The 17,642-nt window shown below is 71.9% G+C and carries 19 protein-coding genes; 9 read left to right on the top strand and 10 right to left on the bottom strand.

Annotated features, from left to right (window positions below; translation table 11 throughout):
- Positions 1-12 precede the first annotated feature (12 nt).
- Positions 13-540 (bottom strand): GNAT family N-acetyltransferase, encoded by a 528-nt coding sequence (locus ABZ312_RS01575; RefSeq protein WP_500332297.1) that lies wholly within the window; start codon positions 538-540, stop codon positions 13-15.
- A gap of 189 nt (positions 541-729) precedes the next feature.
- Between ABZ312_RS01575 and ABZ312_RS01570 the strand changes: the two genes are divergently transcribed.
- Together ABZ312_RS01570 and ABZ312_RS01565 are read left to right on the top strand one after the other, a co-directional pair.
- Positions 730-1,716, top strand: a complete 987-nt coding sequence (locus ABZ312_RS01570; RefSeq protein ID WP_499512340.1) for a sigma-70 family RNA polymerase sigma factor — start codon at positions 730-732, stop codon at positions 1,714-1,716.
- A gap of 176 nt (positions 1,717-1,892) precedes the next feature.
- Positions 1,893-2,102, top strand: coding sequence for a hypothetical protein (locus ABZ312_RS01565; RefSeq protein WP_500436142.1), 210 nt, complete (start codon positions 1,893-1,895; stop codon positions 2,100-2,102).
- 12 nt (positions 2,103-2,114) lie between these two features.
- Here ABZ312_RS01565 and mscL read toward each other — a convergent pair whose 3' ends face one another.
- Both mscL and ABZ312_RS01555 read right to left on the bottom strand, forming a co-directional pair.
- Complete coding sequence (gene mscL / locus ABZ312_RS01560) at positions 2,115-2,594, bottom strand: large conductance mechanosensitive channel protein MscL (RefSeq protein ID WP_500332295.1); 480 nt, start codon at positions 2,592-2,594, stop codon at positions 2,115-2,117.
- Between the two features lie 187 nt (positions 2,595-2,781).
- A complete protein-coding gene (locus tag ABZ312_RS01555; protein WP_500436140.1) occupies positions 2,782-3,393 on the bottom strand; it encodes a hypothetical protein in 612 nt (203 codons plus the stop codon).
- A 202-nt stretch (positions 3,394-3,595) separates the two neighbouring features.
- Between ABZ312_RS01555 and ABZ312_RS01550 the strand changes: the two genes are divergently transcribed.
- Complete coding sequence (locus ABZ312_RS01550) at positions 3,596-4,279, top strand: helix-turn-helix domain-containing protein (protein WP_500328915.1); 684 nt, start codon at positions 3,596-3,598, stop codon at positions 4,277-4,279.
- A gap of 45 nt (positions 4,280-4,324) precedes the next feature.
- On the opposite strand, the gene ABZ312_RS01545 is transcribed toward ABZ312_RS01550, so the two are convergent.
- From ABZ312_RS01545 to ABZ312_RS01520, 6 genes are all read right to left on the bottom strand, one after another.
- Complete coding sequence (locus ABZ312_RS01545; protein WP_500436138.1) at positions 4,325-5,185, bottom strand: universal stress protein; 861 nt, start codon at positions 5,183-5,185, stop codon at positions 4,325-4,327.
- Between the two features lie 125 nt (positions 5,186-5,310).
- Entirely contained in the window at positions 5,311-6,324 is a 1,014-nt protein-coding gene (locus ABZ312_RS01540; protein WP_500436136.1) for a zinc-dependent alcohol dehydrogenase family protein, read from the bottom strand.
- Between the two features lie 121 nt (positions 6,325-6,445).
- Positions 6,446-6,763, bottom strand: coding sequence for an FmdB family zinc ribbon protein (locus ABZ312_RS01535; RefSeq protein WP_500328918.1), 318 nt, complete (start codon positions 6,761-6,763; stop codon positions 6,446-6,448).
- 66 nt (positions 6,764-6,829) lie between these two features.
- On the bottom strand, positions 6,830-8,083 hold the full coding sequence (locus tag ABZ312_RS01530; protein WP_500436254.1) for an MFS transporter: 1,254 nt from the start codon (positions 8,081-8,083) through the stop codon (positions 6,830-6,832).
- Positions 8,084-8,108: 25 nt separating this feature from the next.
- Entirely contained in the window at positions 8,109-8,285 is a 177-nt protein-coding gene (locus ABZ312_RS01525; protein ID WP_500436258.1) for a hypothetical protein, read from the bottom strand.
- A 90-nt stretch (positions 8,286-8,375) separates the two neighbouring features.
- Positions 8,376-9,875, bottom strand: a complete 1,500-nt coding sequence (locus ABZ312_RS01520) for a potassium/proton antiporter (RefSeq protein WP_500329011.1) — start codon at positions 9,873-9,875, stop codon at positions 8,376-8,378.
- A gap of 166 nt (positions 9,876-10,041) precedes the next feature.
- On the opposite strand from ABZ312_RS01520, the gene ABZ312_RS01515 reads away from it, so the two are divergent.
- Entirely contained in the window at positions 10,042-12,870 is a 2,829-nt protein-coding gene (locus ABZ312_RS01515) for a penicillin acylase family protein (RefSeq protein WP_500436134.1), read from the top strand.
- A gap of 94 nt (positions 12,871-12,964) precedes the next feature.
- Here ABZ312_RS01515 and ABZ312_RS01510 read toward each other — a convergent pair whose 3' ends face one another.
- Positions 12,965-13,561: a 5-formyltetrahydrofolate cyclo-ligase gene (locus tag ABZ312_RS01510; protein ID WP_500436133.1), complete on the bottom strand. Its 597-nt coding sequence runs from the start codon at positions 13,559-13,561 to the stop codon at positions 12,965-12,967.
- Positions 13,562-13,641: 80 nt separating this feature from the next.
- Here ABZ312_RS01510 and ABZ312_RS01505 point away from each other — a divergent pair, with 80 nt between their 5' ends.
- The 5 genes from ABZ312_RS01505 to ABZ312_RS01485 are packed head-to-tail and all read left to right on the top strand — an operon-like array spanning position 13,642 to position 17,531.
- Positions 13,642-14,550, top strand: coding sequence for a UTP--glucose-1-phosphate uridylyltransferase (locus ABZ312_RS01505; protein ID WP_500436131.1), 909 nt, complete (start codon positions 13,642-13,644; stop codon positions 14,548-14,550).
- On the top strand, positions 14,547-15,890 hold the full coding sequence (locus ABZ312_RS01500) for a molybdopterin molybdotransferase MoeA (RefSeq protein WP_500328922.1): 1,344 nt from the start codon (positions 14,547-14,549) through the stop codon (positions 15,888-15,890). The genes ABZ312_RS01505 and ABZ312_RS01500 overlap by 4 nt, the downstream gene beginning before the upstream one ends.
- 56 nt (positions 15,891-15,946) lie before the next feature.
- Positions 15,947-16,429, top strand: a complete 483-nt coding sequence (gene moaC, locus ABZ312_RS01495) for a cyclic pyranopterin monophosphate synthase MoaC (protein ID WP_500328923.1) — start codon at positions 15,947-15,949, stop codon at positions 16,427-16,429.
- Positions 16,426-16,914, top strand: coding sequence for a MogA/MoaB family molybdenum cofactor biosynthesis protein (locus ABZ312_RS01490; protein ID WP_499512326.1), 489 nt, complete (start codon positions 16,426-16,428; stop codon positions 16,912-16,914). Before moaC ends, ABZ312_RS01490 begins: the two co-directional genes overlap by 4 nt.
- Positions 16,911-17,531, top strand: coding sequence for a GNAT family N-acetyltransferase (locus ABZ312_RS01485; protein ID WP_500329012.1), 621 nt, complete (start codon positions 16,911-16,913; stop codon positions 17,529-17,531). Before ABZ312_RS01490 ends, ABZ312_RS01485 begins: the two co-directional genes overlap by 4 nt.
- Positions 17,532-17,642: the final 111 nt, after the last annotated feature.

Genomic DNA, 17,642 nt, shown 5'->3' with positions numbered 1-17,642 from the left:
GCGCGCGCCGGTTCAGGTCAGGTCCTTCTCGTACCAGGCGACGTCCCAGTAGCGGCCGAACTTCCGGCCGACCTCGCGGTAGACGCCCAGCGGACGGAAGCCGAAGCGGGTGTGCAGGCGGACGGACGCCTCGTTGGGCTGCGCGATCCCGGCGTACGCGCGGTGCAGGTCCTCGCCCAGCAGGGCCTCGAAGAGCGCCGTGTAGAGCAGGGTGCCGACGCCGCGGCCCCCGGCCTCCGGGGCGCAGTACACGGAGGTCTCCACGGAGGTGGAGTACGCGGCCTTCGGGCGGAACGGGCTGCTCGTGGCGTATCCGAGCAGTGCGTTCGTACCGTCCTGTTGCGTCCCGTGGGCAACCAAAAGGCGGTGCGGTCCGTCTTCCGGGTGGGAGAGCAGCCAAGGGCGGCGCTGTTCCGGGGAGAAAGGCTCCAGGTCGAATGTGACCGGTGTCTCACGGACGTAGTGGTTGTAGAGGTCGGTGAGGGCCTGCAGGTCCTCTTCCCCACCCGGCCTGACCTGCACTTCGACGGACTCGGGCAATGATCCACCTCCGGCTGTGGCCGGACAGGGTACTGCAAGATCGTAAAAAACGGGGCGGCGCTTGGGAATTGTGTCCGGATTCCAGTCGTTATCTCTTTTCGAGTGGGCAGCCGAAAGGCACGCGTGAAGCTGCTGGAGGGGCAGCTCACTCGATCCGACACCCGACCGAACCTTCGCAAGGGAGCACGCATGGCAACCCGTGCCGTCGCCCGCAGCACCACCGGCGGGAACAGCAGCGCTCGCGCAGGCCACGGCGAGATGGCCGACCGCGACCTCGTCGGCATGTACCTCGACGAGATCGCGCGCACGCCGCTGCTCGACGCCGCGCAGGAAGTCGAGCTTTCCAGGGCGATCGAGGCCGGCGTCTACGCCGAGCAGCTCCTCGCGGGCGAGGAGCTGGGTCAGGGAGCGGACGCCGACCGAGAGGAACTGGAGACGATAGCCGCCGCGGGTGCGCGGGCCAAGGACGTCTTCATCCGTTCCAACCTGCGCCTGGTCGTCGCCGTCGCGCGACGCTATCCGCGCAGCGGCCTGCCGCTGCTCGACCTCATCCAGGAAGGCAACGCAGGCCTGGTACGCGCCGTCGAGAAGTTCGACTACACCAAGGGCTTCAAGTTCTCCACGTACGCGACGTGGTGGATCCGTCAGGCGATCACCCGGTCCATCGCGGACCAGTCGCGCACCATCCGGCTCCCCGTCCACCTGGTGGAGGAGCTGGGGCGGGTGCGCCGGGTGCAGCGCGAGTTCAACCGCGAGCACGGGCGCGACCCGGAGCCCGCGGAGATCGCGGCCGAGCTCGGCTCCACCCCGGAACGGATCTCCGACGTCCTGGACTGGGCGCGCGACCCCGTGAGCCTGAACATGTCGGTGGATGACGAGGGCGAGACCCAGTTCGGCGATCTCGTCGAGGACACGTCGGCGGCTTCGCCAGAGGACTCCGTACTCGTCATGCTGCGGCGTGAGGAACTGGAGGATCTGATCGACCGGCTCGACGACCGGACGGCGTCCATCATCCGGGCGCGGTACGGGATCGTGGACGGCCGTGAGCGCACGCTGACCGAGGTCGGCAAGCAGCACGGGCTGACGCGTGAGCGGATCCGGCAGATCGAGAAGCACGCGCTGGCGGACCTCAAGCGCATGGCGCGCGCAACCGGGCTGTCCATCGAGGCGGCCTGACGTCAGGCGGGCGCCGCCGCAGGCGCCCGCTCCACCACAGACTCGAGCCCCGGCGCCACCCCCCTGTGCCGGGGCTCGACCCTTTCCCCGGCCGGCCCGGTCGTGCGTCGCCCGCGTGCGTACGGCCGGGCCTTCGTCGCGGCCGGGCGTGTGGACGGCCCCGTACCCTTGACGGCATGAGCAGCACCTCCGACCCCGCTACGGGGCCCGCCGCGGCCCCGGCCCCGCAAGCGCCGCGCGAGCACGTGCCGGCGCTGGTCTTCGACGACCCGCTGGACCGGCAGTCGTCCGATGACACCGACACCGGGTGGGGCGAGCGCCCCGGCCAGGGTGGTGCGGGAGATCTCGCGCGCTTCCTCGACGAGAAGCCCCCGCACCACATCTGAGGCGGACGGTCGCTACGGATGCGTCCGGTTGGTACCGCTGTGGCCGTAGGGGGAGGGGATGCCGGGGCCGCCGCCGTGGCCCTGCTGCTGGCGGGCCAGCAGGTCGCGTATCTCGGTCAGCAGCTCCAGCTCCGTCGGGCCGGCCACCGCTGCTTCCTTGCCCTCCTTGCGCCGCTCGTTGAGCTTGTTCATCGGCAGGATCAGCAGGAAGTACACGACCGCAGCCGTGATGAGGAACGTCAGTGCCGCGCCGGCGACCGCGCCCCAGAGGAGGCCCACACCCTTTGTGAGCTCGCCGTTGACGACGGTGCAGGGCGACTCGATGCAGAGGGTGTAGCCGTCGAGGTTCTTGGTGCCGATGGCACCGATCACCGGATTGATGAGGCCCTTCACGAACGCGTCGACGATCTTGCTGAACGCGGCGCCGACGACGACCGCCACAGCGAGCTCGACGACGTTGCCACGCAGCAGGAAGGCTTTGAAGCCCTTCAAGGGACGATTTCCTTTCGAAGAACGACCGTGCAGTTCGGCCCGGGGGACCCGTGGGGCCTGGTGGTGTCCGCCGGGCGCCGCCGGCGTGGGGGCCGGCGGTGACGGAGGTGGGTGAGCGGTTCGGCCTCCGAGAGTAAGGGGTGGCGCCACGGGCCTCCCCGCCGGTTGCCTTTCTCACGGAGTGCGGCTAGCGCAGTGCCACCGCCAGGGGCGAGGTGGCCGCGGCGCCGGACAACGCGGCCGCCGTCCGGCGCGGGACCGACAGCACGATGAGCGCACCGCCCCCGAACCCGCCCCCGTCCACGCTCGTCGCCCCGCCACCCGGGACGCCGTCGGCGGGGGAGGGCACGGCCACCACGGGCGCCCCGCGGGCCACCACGCGTGCCGCCGCGAGGATGTCCACCCGGTCACCGGGCCGCACCAGCCCGGCCGCCGCAACGTCCGCGATGCGTACCGGCGCCCGCACCATGTCCCGCGCCGCCGCGGCGGGCGCCGGAGGGGGGACCTCCCGCCCGGCCCGGCCGTGCTGCGGATCCGTGCGGGGCGCCGCGGCGGCCAGCGCGGCCGCGGTCATCGCCAGGCCCGCGGCCATCATCCGCCGCCGGCGGCGCAGCGCGCGCCGCAACCGGTGCCGCCCGCCACCCGCCCTGATCGGTGCGAACACCGGAACCGCGCACGTGGCGGGCGCGCCCGCCCCCGCCCCCGCCGGCGGCTCCGGCACCTCGCCGCCGTCTGTCCACAGCGCGCAGCCACCGCTGTCCACCATCTCGACCACCCCCGTCATAGGGCCCTCGTCCACCGGCGCATCCGGCCTGGCAGGACCACCATGACGCATCGCGGCGCGGCCCCTCGGCGGCCTGTGGAGTACCGACCGGTTGTGGATAACTCGGTCACCCGTTCGAGGGGATGGGCCGGGCGGGTCTGGCGGCGCGGCGCCCGCGGTGGTGTGCTTGCTGGTAACGAACCGAAGCGTCCGAGCCCGAGAGCGGGAGGTGGTCGACGTGCCCAGGCAGTCATTGCGCGACGGCCCGTCCGAGAGGTCGAGAGCCCATCCGGGGGACGTCAGCCGTCGCGTCGCGCAGCGGCGGGAACAACTGGGGCTCAGCCGCGAGGAAGTGGCCGCCAAGGCCGGTATGACGCCGAGCTACGTGCGGTACGTGGAGGAGCAGTGCCATCACACCATCGGGACCAACGCCCTGCTCCGGCTCGCGGGGGCGCTGCGGACCACCGCCAGCCACCTCCTGGGGGGCGACGCCGAGCACGTCCCCGGGGAGACGGAGGCCGCGGGCCCGCCGGTGATGGAGGAACTGCTGTCGCAGGAGTGCTGGACCCGGCTGTCCGGCCATGACGTCGGCAGGATCGCGCTCACCACCGGCGGCGGCCACCCCGCGGTCGTCCCGGTGAACTACGCGGTCGTCGACGGGGCGATCGTCTACCGCACGGCCGCGGGCGCACCCCCGTCCCTCGCCCAGGGCAGCGAGGTCGCCTTCGAGGTCGATCAGCTCGACGCCTGCCTCAGCGCGGGATGGAGCGTGCTCGTCCTCGGGGTCGCCGAGCACGTCGTCGATCCTGAGGATGCTCGCGTCCTGGAGGCCCACCCCGGCCCGTGGTCCGGGGGTGAGGACGATCTGTGGATACGCATCGTCCCCACCCACATCACGGGCAGCCTCATACGCACCGTGTAGCGCGCGGAGAGACCTTCGCGGCCCGCCTGCCCAGGGGAGCCGAGGTCAAGGGTGGTGGAAGACGGCCACGGGACAGTGTGCGTGGTGCAGCACGGCGTGGGTCACATGGGCCAGCCGGCCGCTGGAGCGCTGATGCCGTCGGGCACCAGCGACGAGCAGATCGGCATGGGCCGAGGCATCCACCAGGGCACCGCTCGCGGAGGAGGCCTTGACCAGGTCCACGGTCACGGTGATGTCCGGATACTCCTCGCGGATCGTGTCGGCGACATGCTGCTCCGCCGCTGCCTCCCGGTCACCGACCGACGTGGCGTCGTCCAGCCCCGGCACCATCTCGCCCACGGCCCCGAGCAGGCTCCATGCGGTCAGCAGGCGCAGGGTGGCCTTCCGTAGCCGGGCCTCGTCGGCGGCGAAGCGCACGGTGGCCAGATCGGTCTCGTCCCGGATCCCGACCAGGACGACACCGGTGGACGGCTGCTCGCTACCCCGCACGACGACCACGGGCCCGCGAGCCTGGGTCGCCACCCGCAGCCCGACCGAGCCCAGCAGCAGTGCGTGGAAGCCACCGCGTCCACGGCAGCCGACGACGGTCAGACCCTCCGCCAGGGATTGGGCCAGCAGGCTTTCGGCGGGCTTGCCCTTGCCGAGTGAGGTGGAGACCGCCAGGTCGGGATAGCGGCCGGTGGCCGAAGCCGCCGCTTCGTCCAGCAGGGCGCGGCCGCCGTCGAGGACCAGCTGTGCGGTCTCGGGGGACAGGTTCCTGCCGGAACGGGTCTCGATGCCGGCCGCGTGCAGGATGTGCAGCGGGCGATCGCGCAGCACGGCCTCACCGGCGGCCCACATCACCGCAGCGGTGGCACGGGGCGAGCCGTCCGTGCCGACCACGACCGGTCCGTGGGTGGTGTCCATGGCGGTGCCTCCTTCTCGCTGTCGCCCGGCTCCGTCCCCACCCGTCCCCACCCGTCCCGTTCGGCACCGCCCACGGCACCGCCCACGGCACCGCCCACGGCACCGTCCACGGCGCCGTCCACCTCTCAGCCCGGCACCAGGACCGCCGCACCGTTGACGCGGTCGGCGGCCAGGTCGGACAGCGCCCGGTCCGCGTGGTCCAGGGGATAGGGAGTGGCGGTCACCCGGATCCCGATCCTGGCGGCCAGGGCCAGGAATTCCTGTCCGTCGTGTCGTGTGTTGGAGGTGACGCTGCGCAGACTGCGTTCCTGGAACAGATGGCGCTGGTAGTTCAGTGCCGGGATGTCGCTGAGGTGGATGCCCGCGATCGCCAGCGTGCCGCCCCGGGCCAGGGCCTCCAGGGCGGGCGGCACCAGGTCGCCGACCGGGGCGAAGAGGATGGCGGCGTCCAACGGCTCCGGTGGCCGGTCCGCTGCCGCGCCCGCGGAGGCGGCACCGAGCTCCAGCGCGAGCTCCCGCGCCGGCTCCGAGCGGGTCAGTACGTGCACGGTCGCCCCTTCGGCCAGCGCGACCTGGGCGGCGATGTGCGCGGACGCGCCGAAGCCGTAGATGCCCAGCCGCCCGCCGGCCGGCAGGTCGCTGCGGCGCAGGGCGCGGTAGCCGATGATGCCCGCGCACAGCAGGGGCGCCAGGTGCACGGCGTCACGGCCGTCGGCGTCCTCGGGCAGCGCGTAGGCGTAGTCCTCGGGCACGGTGGTGAAGTCGGCGAAGCCGCCGTCGGCGTCCCAGCCGGTGTAGAGCGAGTACGGGCACAGGTTCTCGCGGCCGGTCAGGCAGTAGGCGCAGTTCCCGCACGTGCCGCGGAGCCAGGCGACGCCCACCCGGTCGCCCTCGGCGAAGCGGCCGGCCCGCTCGCCGGTGCCGATGACCCGCCCCACCACCTCGTGTCCGGGGACGGTCTCCCGGCGGTGCGGCGGCAGGTCCCCCTCGGCCAGGTGCAGGTCGGTGCGGCACACGCCGCACGCCTCCACGCGCAGCAGCAGCTCACGCGGTCCGGGCACCGGCTTGGGGCGTCCGACGCGCACCAGCGGCTCCGTGACCATGGGTCCGGGCCGGTCGACGACCCAACCACTCAGCATGTCTCCAGTCTGCGACCGAAGGCCTCGGCGCTGCAGCACGAAACCGGTCGGGCGGGCACGCAGAAGGCCCCCGTCGCCCGCGACGGGGGCCTTCACCAGACGAGGGTGCCGTGGGCTCCGCTCAGGCGGCCGAGGTGCTCGCCGAGCTGGTGGAGCCGCTGGAGGAGCCGGTTGAGCCGGCCGAGCCGCTGCTCTTGGAGTCCGAAGAGGACTTCGACTCCGAGCCGCTGCTCTTGGCGGCCGGCGTGCTGCTGGACGACGAGCCGCGGCTGTCGGTCCGGTAGAAGCCGGATCCCTTGAAGACGACGCCGACGGCGGAGAAGACCTTGCGCAGCCGGCCGTTGCAAGCCGGGCACTCGGTCAGCGGGTCGTCGGTGAACTTCTGCACCGCCTCGAGGCCCTCGCCGCAGGCGGTGCACTGGTACTGGTACGTCGGCACTTGCTCCTCCTGGCACTCTGACTCATTGAGTGCTAACGACGGTCAATAGTGCAGCATTCCGCGGCCTCAGTCCACCGTGACCGGCTCTCGGTGACCGATGCCACTGCCGTGGCCGGTTCCTGCGCCGCGTGCCGCGACCACTTCGGACCGCCTCGGCGCGAGCCGATCACGCAGCACGAGCAGCGTGACGAGTGCCAGGCCGGTGCCCACCAGCGGCACGGTGAACCCGGCGCTCGCCCCGAGCCCGTCGGCCAGCCGCCCGGCGGCGGTGGCGGCCGCCGCCTGGCCCAGCGCCACCGCGCCGGTCAGCCAGGTGAAGGCCTCCGTACGGATCCCCGTCGGCACGAGTGCGTCGACCAGGGTGTAGCCGGTGATCAGGGCCGGGGCGATGGTGAGTCCGACCAGCAGCCCGAGCCCGCCCAGCAGCGGCACGGCGTGCGCCGCCCACAGCATCGAGGTGGCCAGGGTCAGTGCCGTGTAGCCGACCACCATGCGCCGCTTGGGTCCGGACTTCCAGGCGACGGCGCCGCACGCGATGCCCGCGAGCATGTTGCCGGCCGCGAACGTCCCGTAGAGCAGGCCGTTGATCCCGGGCCGCCCGATCTCCTCGGTGAAGGCCGTCATGGAGACCTGCATGCCGCCGAAGACGGCGCCGATCCCGAGGAAGGCCACGGCCAGCACCCGCACGCCGGGCACGGTCAGCGCCGAGGCCTCCCGCTTCCGGGCCCCGGGGACGGACCGGGACGGTGCGGGCGCGGTCCGCCGCTGCGCGGCGAAGAGCAGTCCGCCGGCCAGCGTCAGCACGGCCTCGGACAGCAGCCCGGCCGCCGGGTGCACCCCGGTGGCCAGCGCCGTGGCCAGCACCGGCCCGATGACGAAGGTGAACTCGTCCGTGACCGACTCGAAGGCCGCCGCCGTCTGCAGCAGCGGCGACCCGGCCGGCAGCGTGGACGCCCAGCGGGCCCGCACCATGGGTCCGACCTGCGGCACCGAGGCGCCGGTGGGCACCGCCACCGCCAGCAGCGCCCACAGCGGCGCGTGCGCCAGCGCCAGCACGGCGAGCAGCGTCCCGGACGCCGCGTGGACGAGCACCCCGGGTAGCAGCACGGCGCCCTGGCCGAAGCGGTCGGAGAACTTGCCGCTCAGCGGGGCGAACAGCGCCATGGCGACGCCGGTGACGGCCGAGACGGCACCGGCGGTGCCGTAGGAGCCGGTGGTGTGCTGCACCAGCAGCACGATGCCGATGGTGAGCATCGCGAAGGGCTGGCGCGCGGCGAACCCGGGCAGTAGGAAGGCCCACGCACCCGGCGTGCGCAGCAGCTGCCCGTATCCCGGGCGCGCCGCGCTACGGGAAGGACGGGAGGAACCCGACGGACGGGAGGAACCCGACGGACGGGAGGATCGGGACGAACGGGACGTACGCGTGACCGTGGATGCCACGGCCGGGCCTTTCCGCCGCCTGGTAGCGCACCCTGGACGCCTGGTCGCGTTCCTGTGCGCCGAGAGCTGTCCTCTCGCGCATGACCGAGGTAGATACCGGGTCTCTCCGGCCGCCGGGCGGTCGCGCCAGCTCTGCGTCAGGCAGAGTTGGTGGTGACTGTCGACAGCCATGTTAACGGCCGGCCCCACCGCCCGATTCCAGCCATCCGGCCAGCTTGCCGCCGCGTCCCACCGCCCGCAGCCGGGCCTCCGCCTTGTCCCGCACCGGGTCGGTGGCGACGACGAGGAGTTCGTCACCATGCCGCAGCACCGTCGTGGGCAGCGGGACGAAGCTCCTGTCCTCGCGGACGACCAGGGTGACCGCCGCGCCCGGGGGCAGGCGCAGTTCGCCGACCTCCACGCCGTGCATGCGCGAGTGCTCCGGGATCCGTACCGACAGCAGGTGTCCGCGCAGCCGCTCCAGGGGCGCCGACTCGATCCCCAGGTCCTCCGCGGCCCCCGGGTCCCCGAGCCGGAGCCTGCGGGCGACCCACGGCAGGGTCGGGCCCTGCACGAGGGTGTAGACGATCACCAGGACGAAGACGATGTTGAAGATGCGCTCGCTCTGCCGGACGCCCGCCACCATCGGGATCGTCGCCAGGACGATGGGCACCGCCCCGCGCAGCCCGGCCCAGGACAGCAGCACCTGGTCGCGGAAGGGCGTGCGGAACGGCAGCAGGCTCGCCGTCACCGACACCGGCCGCGCCACCACCGTCAGGACCAGGCCGACCACCAGCGCAGGCACGATGTCGTCGCCGAGTTCGTGCGGGGTCACCAGCAGGCCCAGCAGCACGAACAGGCCGATCTGCGCCAGCCAGGCCAGCCCCTCCGCGAAGCCCCGGGTGGCCGGGCGGTGCGGGAGCTTGGCGTTGCCCAGCACGACGGAGGCCACGTACACGGCGAGGAAGCCCGAGCCGTGCGCGAGCGCCCCGCCCGCGTAGGCGAGGACGGCGATCGCCAGGACCGCGATCGGGTAGAGGCCGGAGGCGGGCAGCGCGACGTGGCGCATCGCGAACGCGCCGAGCATGCCGACGGCCAGGCCGACCGCGGCGCCGATCGCCAGTTCCAGGGCGATCTCGCCCAGCAGCAGGCCCCAGTTGTGCACGGGCCAGTGCTCGGAGAAGGCGACCACCAAGATGACCACCGGGGCGTCGTTGAAGCCGGACTCCGCCTCGAGCACACCGGTCACCCGGCTCGGCAGCGGCACCCTGCGCAGCACCGAGAAGACGGCCGCCGCGTCGGTGGACGAGACGACCGCGCCGATCAGGAGCGCATGCCGCCAGTCCAACCCGACGAGGTAGTGCCCCGCCGAGGCCGTGATGCCGACGCTGACCGCGATGCCCAAGGTCGCCAGGACCGCCGCCGCCGGGACCGCCGGTTTGATCTCCCGCCACTGGGTGCCGAGACCACCCTCGGCCAGAATCACCACAAGTGCGGCATATCCCAGCACTTGCGTCAATTCGGCGTTGTCGAAGGCGACTCCCAGTCCGTCCTGTCCTATTGCGACCCCAATGCCCAGATAGAGGAGCAGGCTGGGCAGGCCGCTGCGCGAGGAGAGGCGCACGGCAACCACCGCTATGAGCAGCACGAGGGCGCACACCAGCAGGAGTTCATTGAGGCGGTCGACAGTCAGGAGCCGGTCCTTCCAACGAAGTTCATTGCCTTACCTAATATTTTACCTGTGCTTGGCGTTGTGGCGATCTCCATCCACAGGTAAGGACACCGCCTGGGGACCTACGGGCCGGTACGCCTAAGGTGGCCCCTAGCAATCGGTCCACCCTGCCGTTCGAAGGACATCGATGCCCGCCAAGAAGAAGTCCCGCCGCACGCGCCTCATCGTGATCGGGGTCGTGCTCGTGCTCGTGGCGGGCATCGTCTACGGGTCGTACTGGAGCGTCGCGACCGTCCGCGCCTCCCTCCCGCAGACCACCGGAACCCTGCAGCTCAAGGGCCTGACCGGCGCCGTCCAAGTGAAGCGGGACGGCAACGGCATCCCGCAGATCTACGCCGACACCGCCGAGGACCTGTTCCGCGCCCAGGGCTACGTCCAGGCCCAGGACCGCTTCTACGAGATGGACGTGCGCCGGCACCTGACCGCCGGCCGGCTGTCCGAGATGTTCGGCAGCGGCCAGGTCGAGACCGACGCCTTCCTGCGCACGCTCGGCTGGCGCCGGGTGGCGCAGCAGGAGTACGACAAGAAGCTGTCGGCCACCACGAAGGCGTACCTCCAGGCTTACTCCGACGGGGTCAACGCCTACCTGGACGGCCACTCCGGCGCCGACCTGTCGGTCGAGTACGCGGCGCTGAAGTTCAGCAACGACTACGTGCCGCAGAAGTGGACCCCGGTCGACTCGGTCGCCTGGCTCAAGGCCATGGCCTGGGACCTGCGCGGCAACATGCAGGACGAGATCGACCGCTCGCTGCTGTCGAGCCGGCTGAGCCGCAAGCAGATCGAACAGCTCTACCCCGACTACCCGTACGACCGGAACCACCCGATCGTCGAGGGCGGGAAGGTCAACGACCTCACGGACGAGTACGAACCGCGGGGAACCACCACGGAATCGGGCACGAACTCCGGAACCGGTACGGAAACCGGCACGGGTACGGGTTCCGGCGACGGCGCTGGCGATGGCACGGGCACGGGGACCGGCACCGACGCCGCCTCCACCTCCGACGCGACGCAGAACGTCCAGTCCCAGCTGGCCTCGCTCTCCGACACCCTCGACCAGATCCCCGCGCTGCTGGGCCCCAACGGCAACGGCATCGGCTCCAACTCCTGGGTGGTCTCCGGCGAACACACCACCACCGGCAAGCCGCTGCTGGCCAACGATCCGCACCTCGCCCCGCAGATGCCCTCGCTCTGGTACCAGATGGGCCTGCACTGCAACAGCGTCGGCAAGGCCTGCCCCTTCGACGTGGCCGGCTACACGTTCTCCGGCATGCCCGGTGTGATCATCGGGCACAACCAGTCGATCGCCTGGGGCATGACCAACCTCGGTGCCGACGTGACCGACCTCTACCTGGAGAAGGTCACCGCCGACACCTACCTCTACGACGGCAAGCAGCAGCCCTTCAAGACCCGCAAGGAGACCATCAAGGTCGCCGGCGGTGACGACCGCACGATCACGGTGCGCAGCACCAGGAACGGCCCGGTCATCTCCGACCGCAGTGCCGAGCTGCGCACCGTCGGCGACCGCGCCCCGGTACCGAACTCCGCGCCCGACCGCGGCGAGGGTTACGCGGTCTCCCTGCGCTGGACGGCGCTGGACGCGTCCAACACCATGGACGCGGTCTTCGAGCTCGACACGGCGACCGACTGGGCCCAGTTCCGGGCCGCCGCCCGCGACTTCGCCGTCCCGTCCCAGAACCTGATCTACGCCGACAACAAGGGCGCCCACGGCCACATCGGCTACCAGGCCCCCGGCCGGATCCCGGTCCGCGCCAGCGGCTACGACGGCACCTACCCGGCCCCCGGCTGGGACCCGCGGTACCAGTGGAAGAAGTGGATCTCCTTCTCCGCGATGCCGTACGAGCGCGACCCGACGCGCGGCTACATCGTCACCGCCAACCAGGCCGTGGTCGACCAGGACGAGTACCCCTACCTGCTCACCCGGGACTGGGGCTACGGCACCCGCAGCCAGCGGATCAACGACCTGGTCCAGTCCAAGATCAAGGACGGCGGCCTGGTCTCCATGGACGACATGCAGGAGATGCAGGGCGACAACAGCAGTGAGATCGCCAAGCTCCTGGTGCCGTACCTGCTCAAGATCGACATCAAGGACGACAAGGACGACTACGTCCGCAACGCCCAGAAGCTGCTGGAGGGCTGGGACTACAACCAGGACTCCGACTCCGCCCCCGCGGCCTACTTCAACGCCGTCTGGCGCAACGTCCTCAAGCTGGCCTTCGGCAACAAGCTGCCCAAGGAGCTGCGCCCCGAGGGCCAGTGCCTGACCGTCCCGGCCGCCGACCGGTCCGGCCCGGTCGACGACCTCGACGGCACGTCCAAGCTGGTGCGCGAGTGCGGCCGGCGCGCCGCGGACCAGGCGCAGCCGGACGGCGGCGACCGCTGGTTCGAGGTCGTGCGCTCGATCCTGGACGACGAGGACAACCCGTGGTGGACGACCTCCCCCACGGCCTTCTACGACAAGGACAGCGGCCGGACCCGCACCACCCGTGACGAGCTGCTCGCCCAGGCCATGAAGGACGCCCGCTACGAGCTGACCGCGAAGCTCGGCAAGAACATCGACACCTGGAGCTGGGGCCGCCTCCACACGCTGGACCTGCGCAACCAGACCCTGGGCACCGGCGGTCCCGCGGTCGTCCGGTGGCTGCTCAACCGCGGCCCGTGGCAGCTCGGCGGCGGTGAGGCCGCGGTCAACGCGACCGGCTGGAACGCGGCCGGCGGCTACGAGGTCGTCTGGGTGCCGTCGATGCGGATGGTGGTCTCGCTCGACGACTTCGACAAGTCCCGGTGGATCAACCTGACCGGAGCCTCGGGCCACGCCTACAGCTCGCACTACACCGACCAGACCACCAAGTGGGCCAAGGGCGAGCTGCTGCCGTGGGTCTTCACCAAGCAGCGGGTCGACGGGGCCACGGAGGACACCCTCGCGCTGACCCCGTAGCCCGCACGGGCGGCGTGCGAGGACCAGCACGGGAGGGGGGCGGGCCGTCGGGCCCGCCCCCCTCGGCCGTCCGCCGCTCCCTCGTCCGCCTCCCTCAGCCGTCCCCGAAGCGCCGTACGCCCTCCGGGGTGACCACCGCGTCGACCGGCCGGTCGTGCGGCTCGTCGGGCACCCGGTCCAGCACCTCGTGCGCGTACAGCAGCACCACCAGAGCGGGCGTCACCCCCGCCGTGTCCAGCCGGGCCAGGACCCGGTCGTACGAGCCCCCGCCGCGGCCCAGCCGCAGCCCCCGGCCGTCGACGGCCAGCCCCGGGAGCAGGACCGCGTCCGCCCCGGTCACCGCGGCCGGGCCGAGCCGGGGGCCGGTGGGCTCGTACAGTCCGCGGGCGGTCCGCACCAGGCCGCCGGAGCCCTCGTACGGGGCCCAGTCCAGGTCGTTGTCCGGCAGCAGGACCGGCAGCAGCACCCGCTCCCCGCGCTCGCGCAGCACGTCGAGCAGCGTGCGGGTGCCGGGCTCGCCGCCCATCGACACATAGGCCGCCACCGTCCGGGCGCCTGACAATTCAGGCAGATCCAGGGCGTGTTGCGCGATCGCCCGCTCGGCCACTGTGCGTTCACGAGCCGTCAACCCGCGTCTCACCTGGAGGAGGTGCTCCCGCAACTCCCTCTTGCTAACGTTTTTGTCACTCATTTGACGCGCAACCGCCGCCTATCCCCATCAAGCAACCGCAACTTCATCTTCACCTCATATACAGCGGTTATCGTTGTCCCATGACGCACGCACGTACCCGGATTAGCAAGGCTGTGATCCCTGCCGCCGGTCTCGGCACCCGGTTCCTGCCCGCCACGAAGGCGACTCCCAAGGAAATGCTGCCGGTGGTGGACAAGCCCGCCATCCAGTACGTCGTGGAGGAGGCCGTCGCCGCGAACCTCTCCGACGTCCTCATGATCACAGGCCGGAACAAGCGTCCGCTCGAGGATCACTTCGACCGCAACTACGAGCTCGAGTCGGCGCTGACCGCCAAGGGCGACGAGGCCCGCCTGGCGAGGGTCCAGGAGTCCAGCGACCTCGCCACCATGCACTACGTCCGCCAGGGCGACCCGCGCGGCCTCGGCCACGCCGTGCTCTGCGCCGAGCCGCACGTCGGCGACCAGCCCTTCGCGGTGCTGCTCGGCGACGACCTGATCGACCCCCGGGACCCGCTGCTCGGCCGCATGATCGAGGTGCAGGAGCAGCACGGCGGCAGCGTCGTCGCGCTGATGGAGGTCGACGCGAGCCAGATCCACCTCTACGGCTCCGCCGCCGTGGCCCCCACCTCCGACGGCGATGTGGTCCGCGTGACCGACCTCGTCGAGAAGCCCGCGCCGGGCGAGGCCCCCTCCGCCTACGCCGTCATCGGGCGCTACGTGCTGGACCCGGCGGTCTTCGCGGTGCTCGGCAAGACCCAGCCGGGCCGCGGCGGTGAGATCCAGCTGACCGACGCGCTGCGCGAACTGGCCCAGCAGGACGGCCCGGACGGCCCCGTGCACGGTGTCATCTTCACCGGCCGGCGCTACGACACCGGAGACCGTGGCGACTACCTGCGTGCGATTGTCCGACTGGCATGCGAACGTGATGACCTGGGCCCGGACTTCCGGTCCTGGCTGCGCACGTATGTCAGCGAGGAGATGCAAGCTTGAGCAGTGGCACGGCCGACCGCGTCTGGTCCGTCTCGGAGCACCTCGACAACATCCTGCGGCAGCTGAAGCCGCTGGAACCCATCGAGCTGCAACTCCTCGACGCACAGGGGTGCGTCCTCGTCGAGGACGTGATGGTGCCGGTCGCGTTGCCGCCCTTCGCGAACAGCTCGATGGACGGCTACGCGGTCCGCACCACCGACACCCAGGGCGCCGACGCATCACATCCGGCCGTGCTCACCGTCATCGGTGACGTGGCGGCCGGCAGCGGCGAACTGCCCACCGTGGGGCCCGGGCAGACCGCCCGGATCATGACCGGCGCCCCGCTGCCCCCCGGTGCCGAGGCAGTCGTCCCCGTCGAGTGGACCGACGGCGGCACCGGCGGTGCTCCGGTCGTCGGCATGCCGGCCGCGAGCCGGAGCCCCGACGCCGTGGGCGGCGAGGTCAGGGTCTACCGGCCCGTGGGGCCGGGCGACCACGTCCGCGCCCGGGGCAGCGACGTCGCCGCGGGTGAGCTGGCGCTCAGCGCCGGCACGGTGCTGGGCCCGCCGCAGATCGCCCTGCTCGCCGCAGTCGGCCGGGCCACCGTACGGGTGCGGCCCCGGCCGCGGGTGGTCGTGGTCTCCACCGGCAGTGAGCTGGTCCCGCCCGGCGAGGAGCTGGGCCCGGGCCGTATCCACGACTCCAACAGCTTCATGCTCACGGCCGCCGCCCGCGAGGCCGGCGCCCAGTCCTACCGGGTGGGCGCGGTCGCGGACGACGCCGAGACCTTCCGGGCCACCGTCGAGGACCAGCTGATCCGGGCGGACCTCGTGGTCACCAGCGGAGGCGTCAGCGTCGGCGCGTACGACGTGGTGAAGGAGGCCCTCGGCGAGGAGATCGAGTTCCGCAAGCTGGCGATGCAGCCCGGCAAGCCGCAGGGCTTCGGCTTCATCGACGTCGGCGCGCGCAGCGAGGCGGAGGGCGGCGGTGAGGACGCGGACGCCGCGCCGCCGGAGCCCGAGCGCACCCCGCTGCTCGCCCTGCCCGGCAACCCGGTCAGCGCCTACGTCTCCTTCGAGCTGTTCGTCCGGCCCGCGATCCGCACCCTCATGGGCGTGGAGCCGGTCTTCCGGACGACCGTGCAGGCCGTCTGCGAGGGCGGACTGACCTCCTCGCCCAAGGGCAGGCGGCAGTTCCTGCGCGGCCGCTACCACCCCTCCACCGGCCGGGTCACCCCCGTGGGCGGGGCCGGATCGCACCTGGTCAAGGCGCTCGCCCACGCGAACGCGCTGATCGTGGTGCCCGAGGACACGACGGAGGTCGCGGCGGGCTCGGAGGTCGAGGTCGTGCTGCTCGACTGAGCGGGTACCGTTACTGCCCACGCGAGCACGCGGCGAGCAGTGGGAGTGCCGTACCGATGACAGAACAGCAGCATCTGACGCACATCGACGAGGCGGGGGCGGCCCGCATGGTCGACGTCTCGGAGAAGGACGTCACCGCCCGTACCGCCCGCGCCACCGGCCGGGTCCTGGTGTCGCCCCGCGTCATCGAGCTGCTGCGCGGCGAGGGGGTGCCCAAGGGCGACGCCCTCGCCACCGCGCGCATCGCCGGGATCATGGGCGCCAAGCGCACCCCCGACCTCATCCCGCTCTGCCACCCGCTGGCGGTCTCCGGGGTGAAGGTCGACCTGGTCGTGGGCGACTCCTCCGTGGACATCACGGCCACCGTGAGGACGACCGACCGCACCGGCGTCGAGATGGAGGCCCTCACGGCGGTGAGCGTCGCCGCGCTCACGGTCGTCGACATGGTCAAGGCCGTCGACAAGGCCGCGGTCATCACGGACGTACGGGTCGAGGAGAAGACCGGCGGCAAGTCCGGGGACTGGAGCCGCAGCCGATGAGGGCGCTCGCGATCACCGCGTCCAACCGCGCGGCCGCCGGGGTCTACGAGGACCGGGGCGGCCCGCTGATCGTCGCCGGGCTGCGGGACATGGGCTTCACGGTCGACGGCCCGCGCGTCGTCCCGGACGGCGAGCCGGTCGGCAGCGCGCTGCGGGAAGCCGTGGCCGGGGGGTACGACGTCGTCGTCACCACCGGCGGCACCGGGATCTCGCCCACCGACCGCACCCCGGAGGTCACCCGCGCCGTCCTGGACTACGAGGTCCCCGGTGTCGCCGAGGCCATCCGGGCCGCGGGCCGCGAGAAGGTGCCCACCGCCGCCCTGTCCCGTGGCGTCTGCGGTGTCGCCGGGCGCACCCTGGTGGTGAACCTCCCGGGGTCGACCGGGGGCGTCAAGGACGGCCTGGCCGTCCTGGCCCCGATCCTCGTCCATGCCGTCGAGCAGATCCACGGCGGCGACCACCCTACGTCTGGGAGACCGAGCTGAACGGGTCCTGGCCGACCGAGCTGGCGGACGGGGACGTCCTCCTCCGCCCGATAAGGATGCGCGACCAGCGGGCCTGGCGCGAGGTGAACCGGCGCAACCGCGAATGGCTACGCCCATGGGAGGCCACCGTCCCCCCGGCGCCCCCCGGTCACCTCACCCAGCGGCCCACCTACCGGCAGATGGTCCGCCATCTGCGCCACGAGGCCGCCGCGGGCCGGATGATGCCGTTCGTCATCGACTACCAGGGACGGCTCGCCGGACAACTCACCGTCGCCGGCATCACCTGGGGCTCCATGTGCAGCGCCCACGTCGGCTACTGGGTCGACGAGGCCGTGGCCGGCCGCGGGGTCATGCCCACCGCGGTCGCGCTCGCCGCCGACCACTGCTTCCGCGCGGTGGGACTGCACCGCATCGAGGTCTGCATCCGGCCGGAGAACATGCCGAGCCGGCGGGTGGTGGAGAAACTCGGCTTCCGCGAGGAAGGCCTGCGCCCCCGCTATCTCCATATCGACGGAGCCTGGCGTGACCATCTGGTCTTCGCGTTGACGGCGGAGGAGGTGCCGGAGGGAATGCTCCACCGCTGGCACCAGGCCCGACCTGGCACGGCTCACAAATAAAATATCTGTTCGAAAATAGCCGCGGATCCGACTCCGACTTGAACGCAATCAGAAAAAAATTTCGGAGTATCAGCCAGATCGTGCGACACACCGCGCCAAATTGCGTATGCC

It is taken from the genome of Streptomyces sp. NPDC006207, assembly GCF_040613835.1.
Taxonomy (GTDB): Bacteria; Actinomycetota; Actinomycetes; order Streptomycetales; family Streptomycetaceae; genus Actinacidiphila.
The sequence above is the reverse complement of the archived record's forward strand: the minus strand, read 5'-3'. Positions and strand labels throughout refer to the sequence as shown.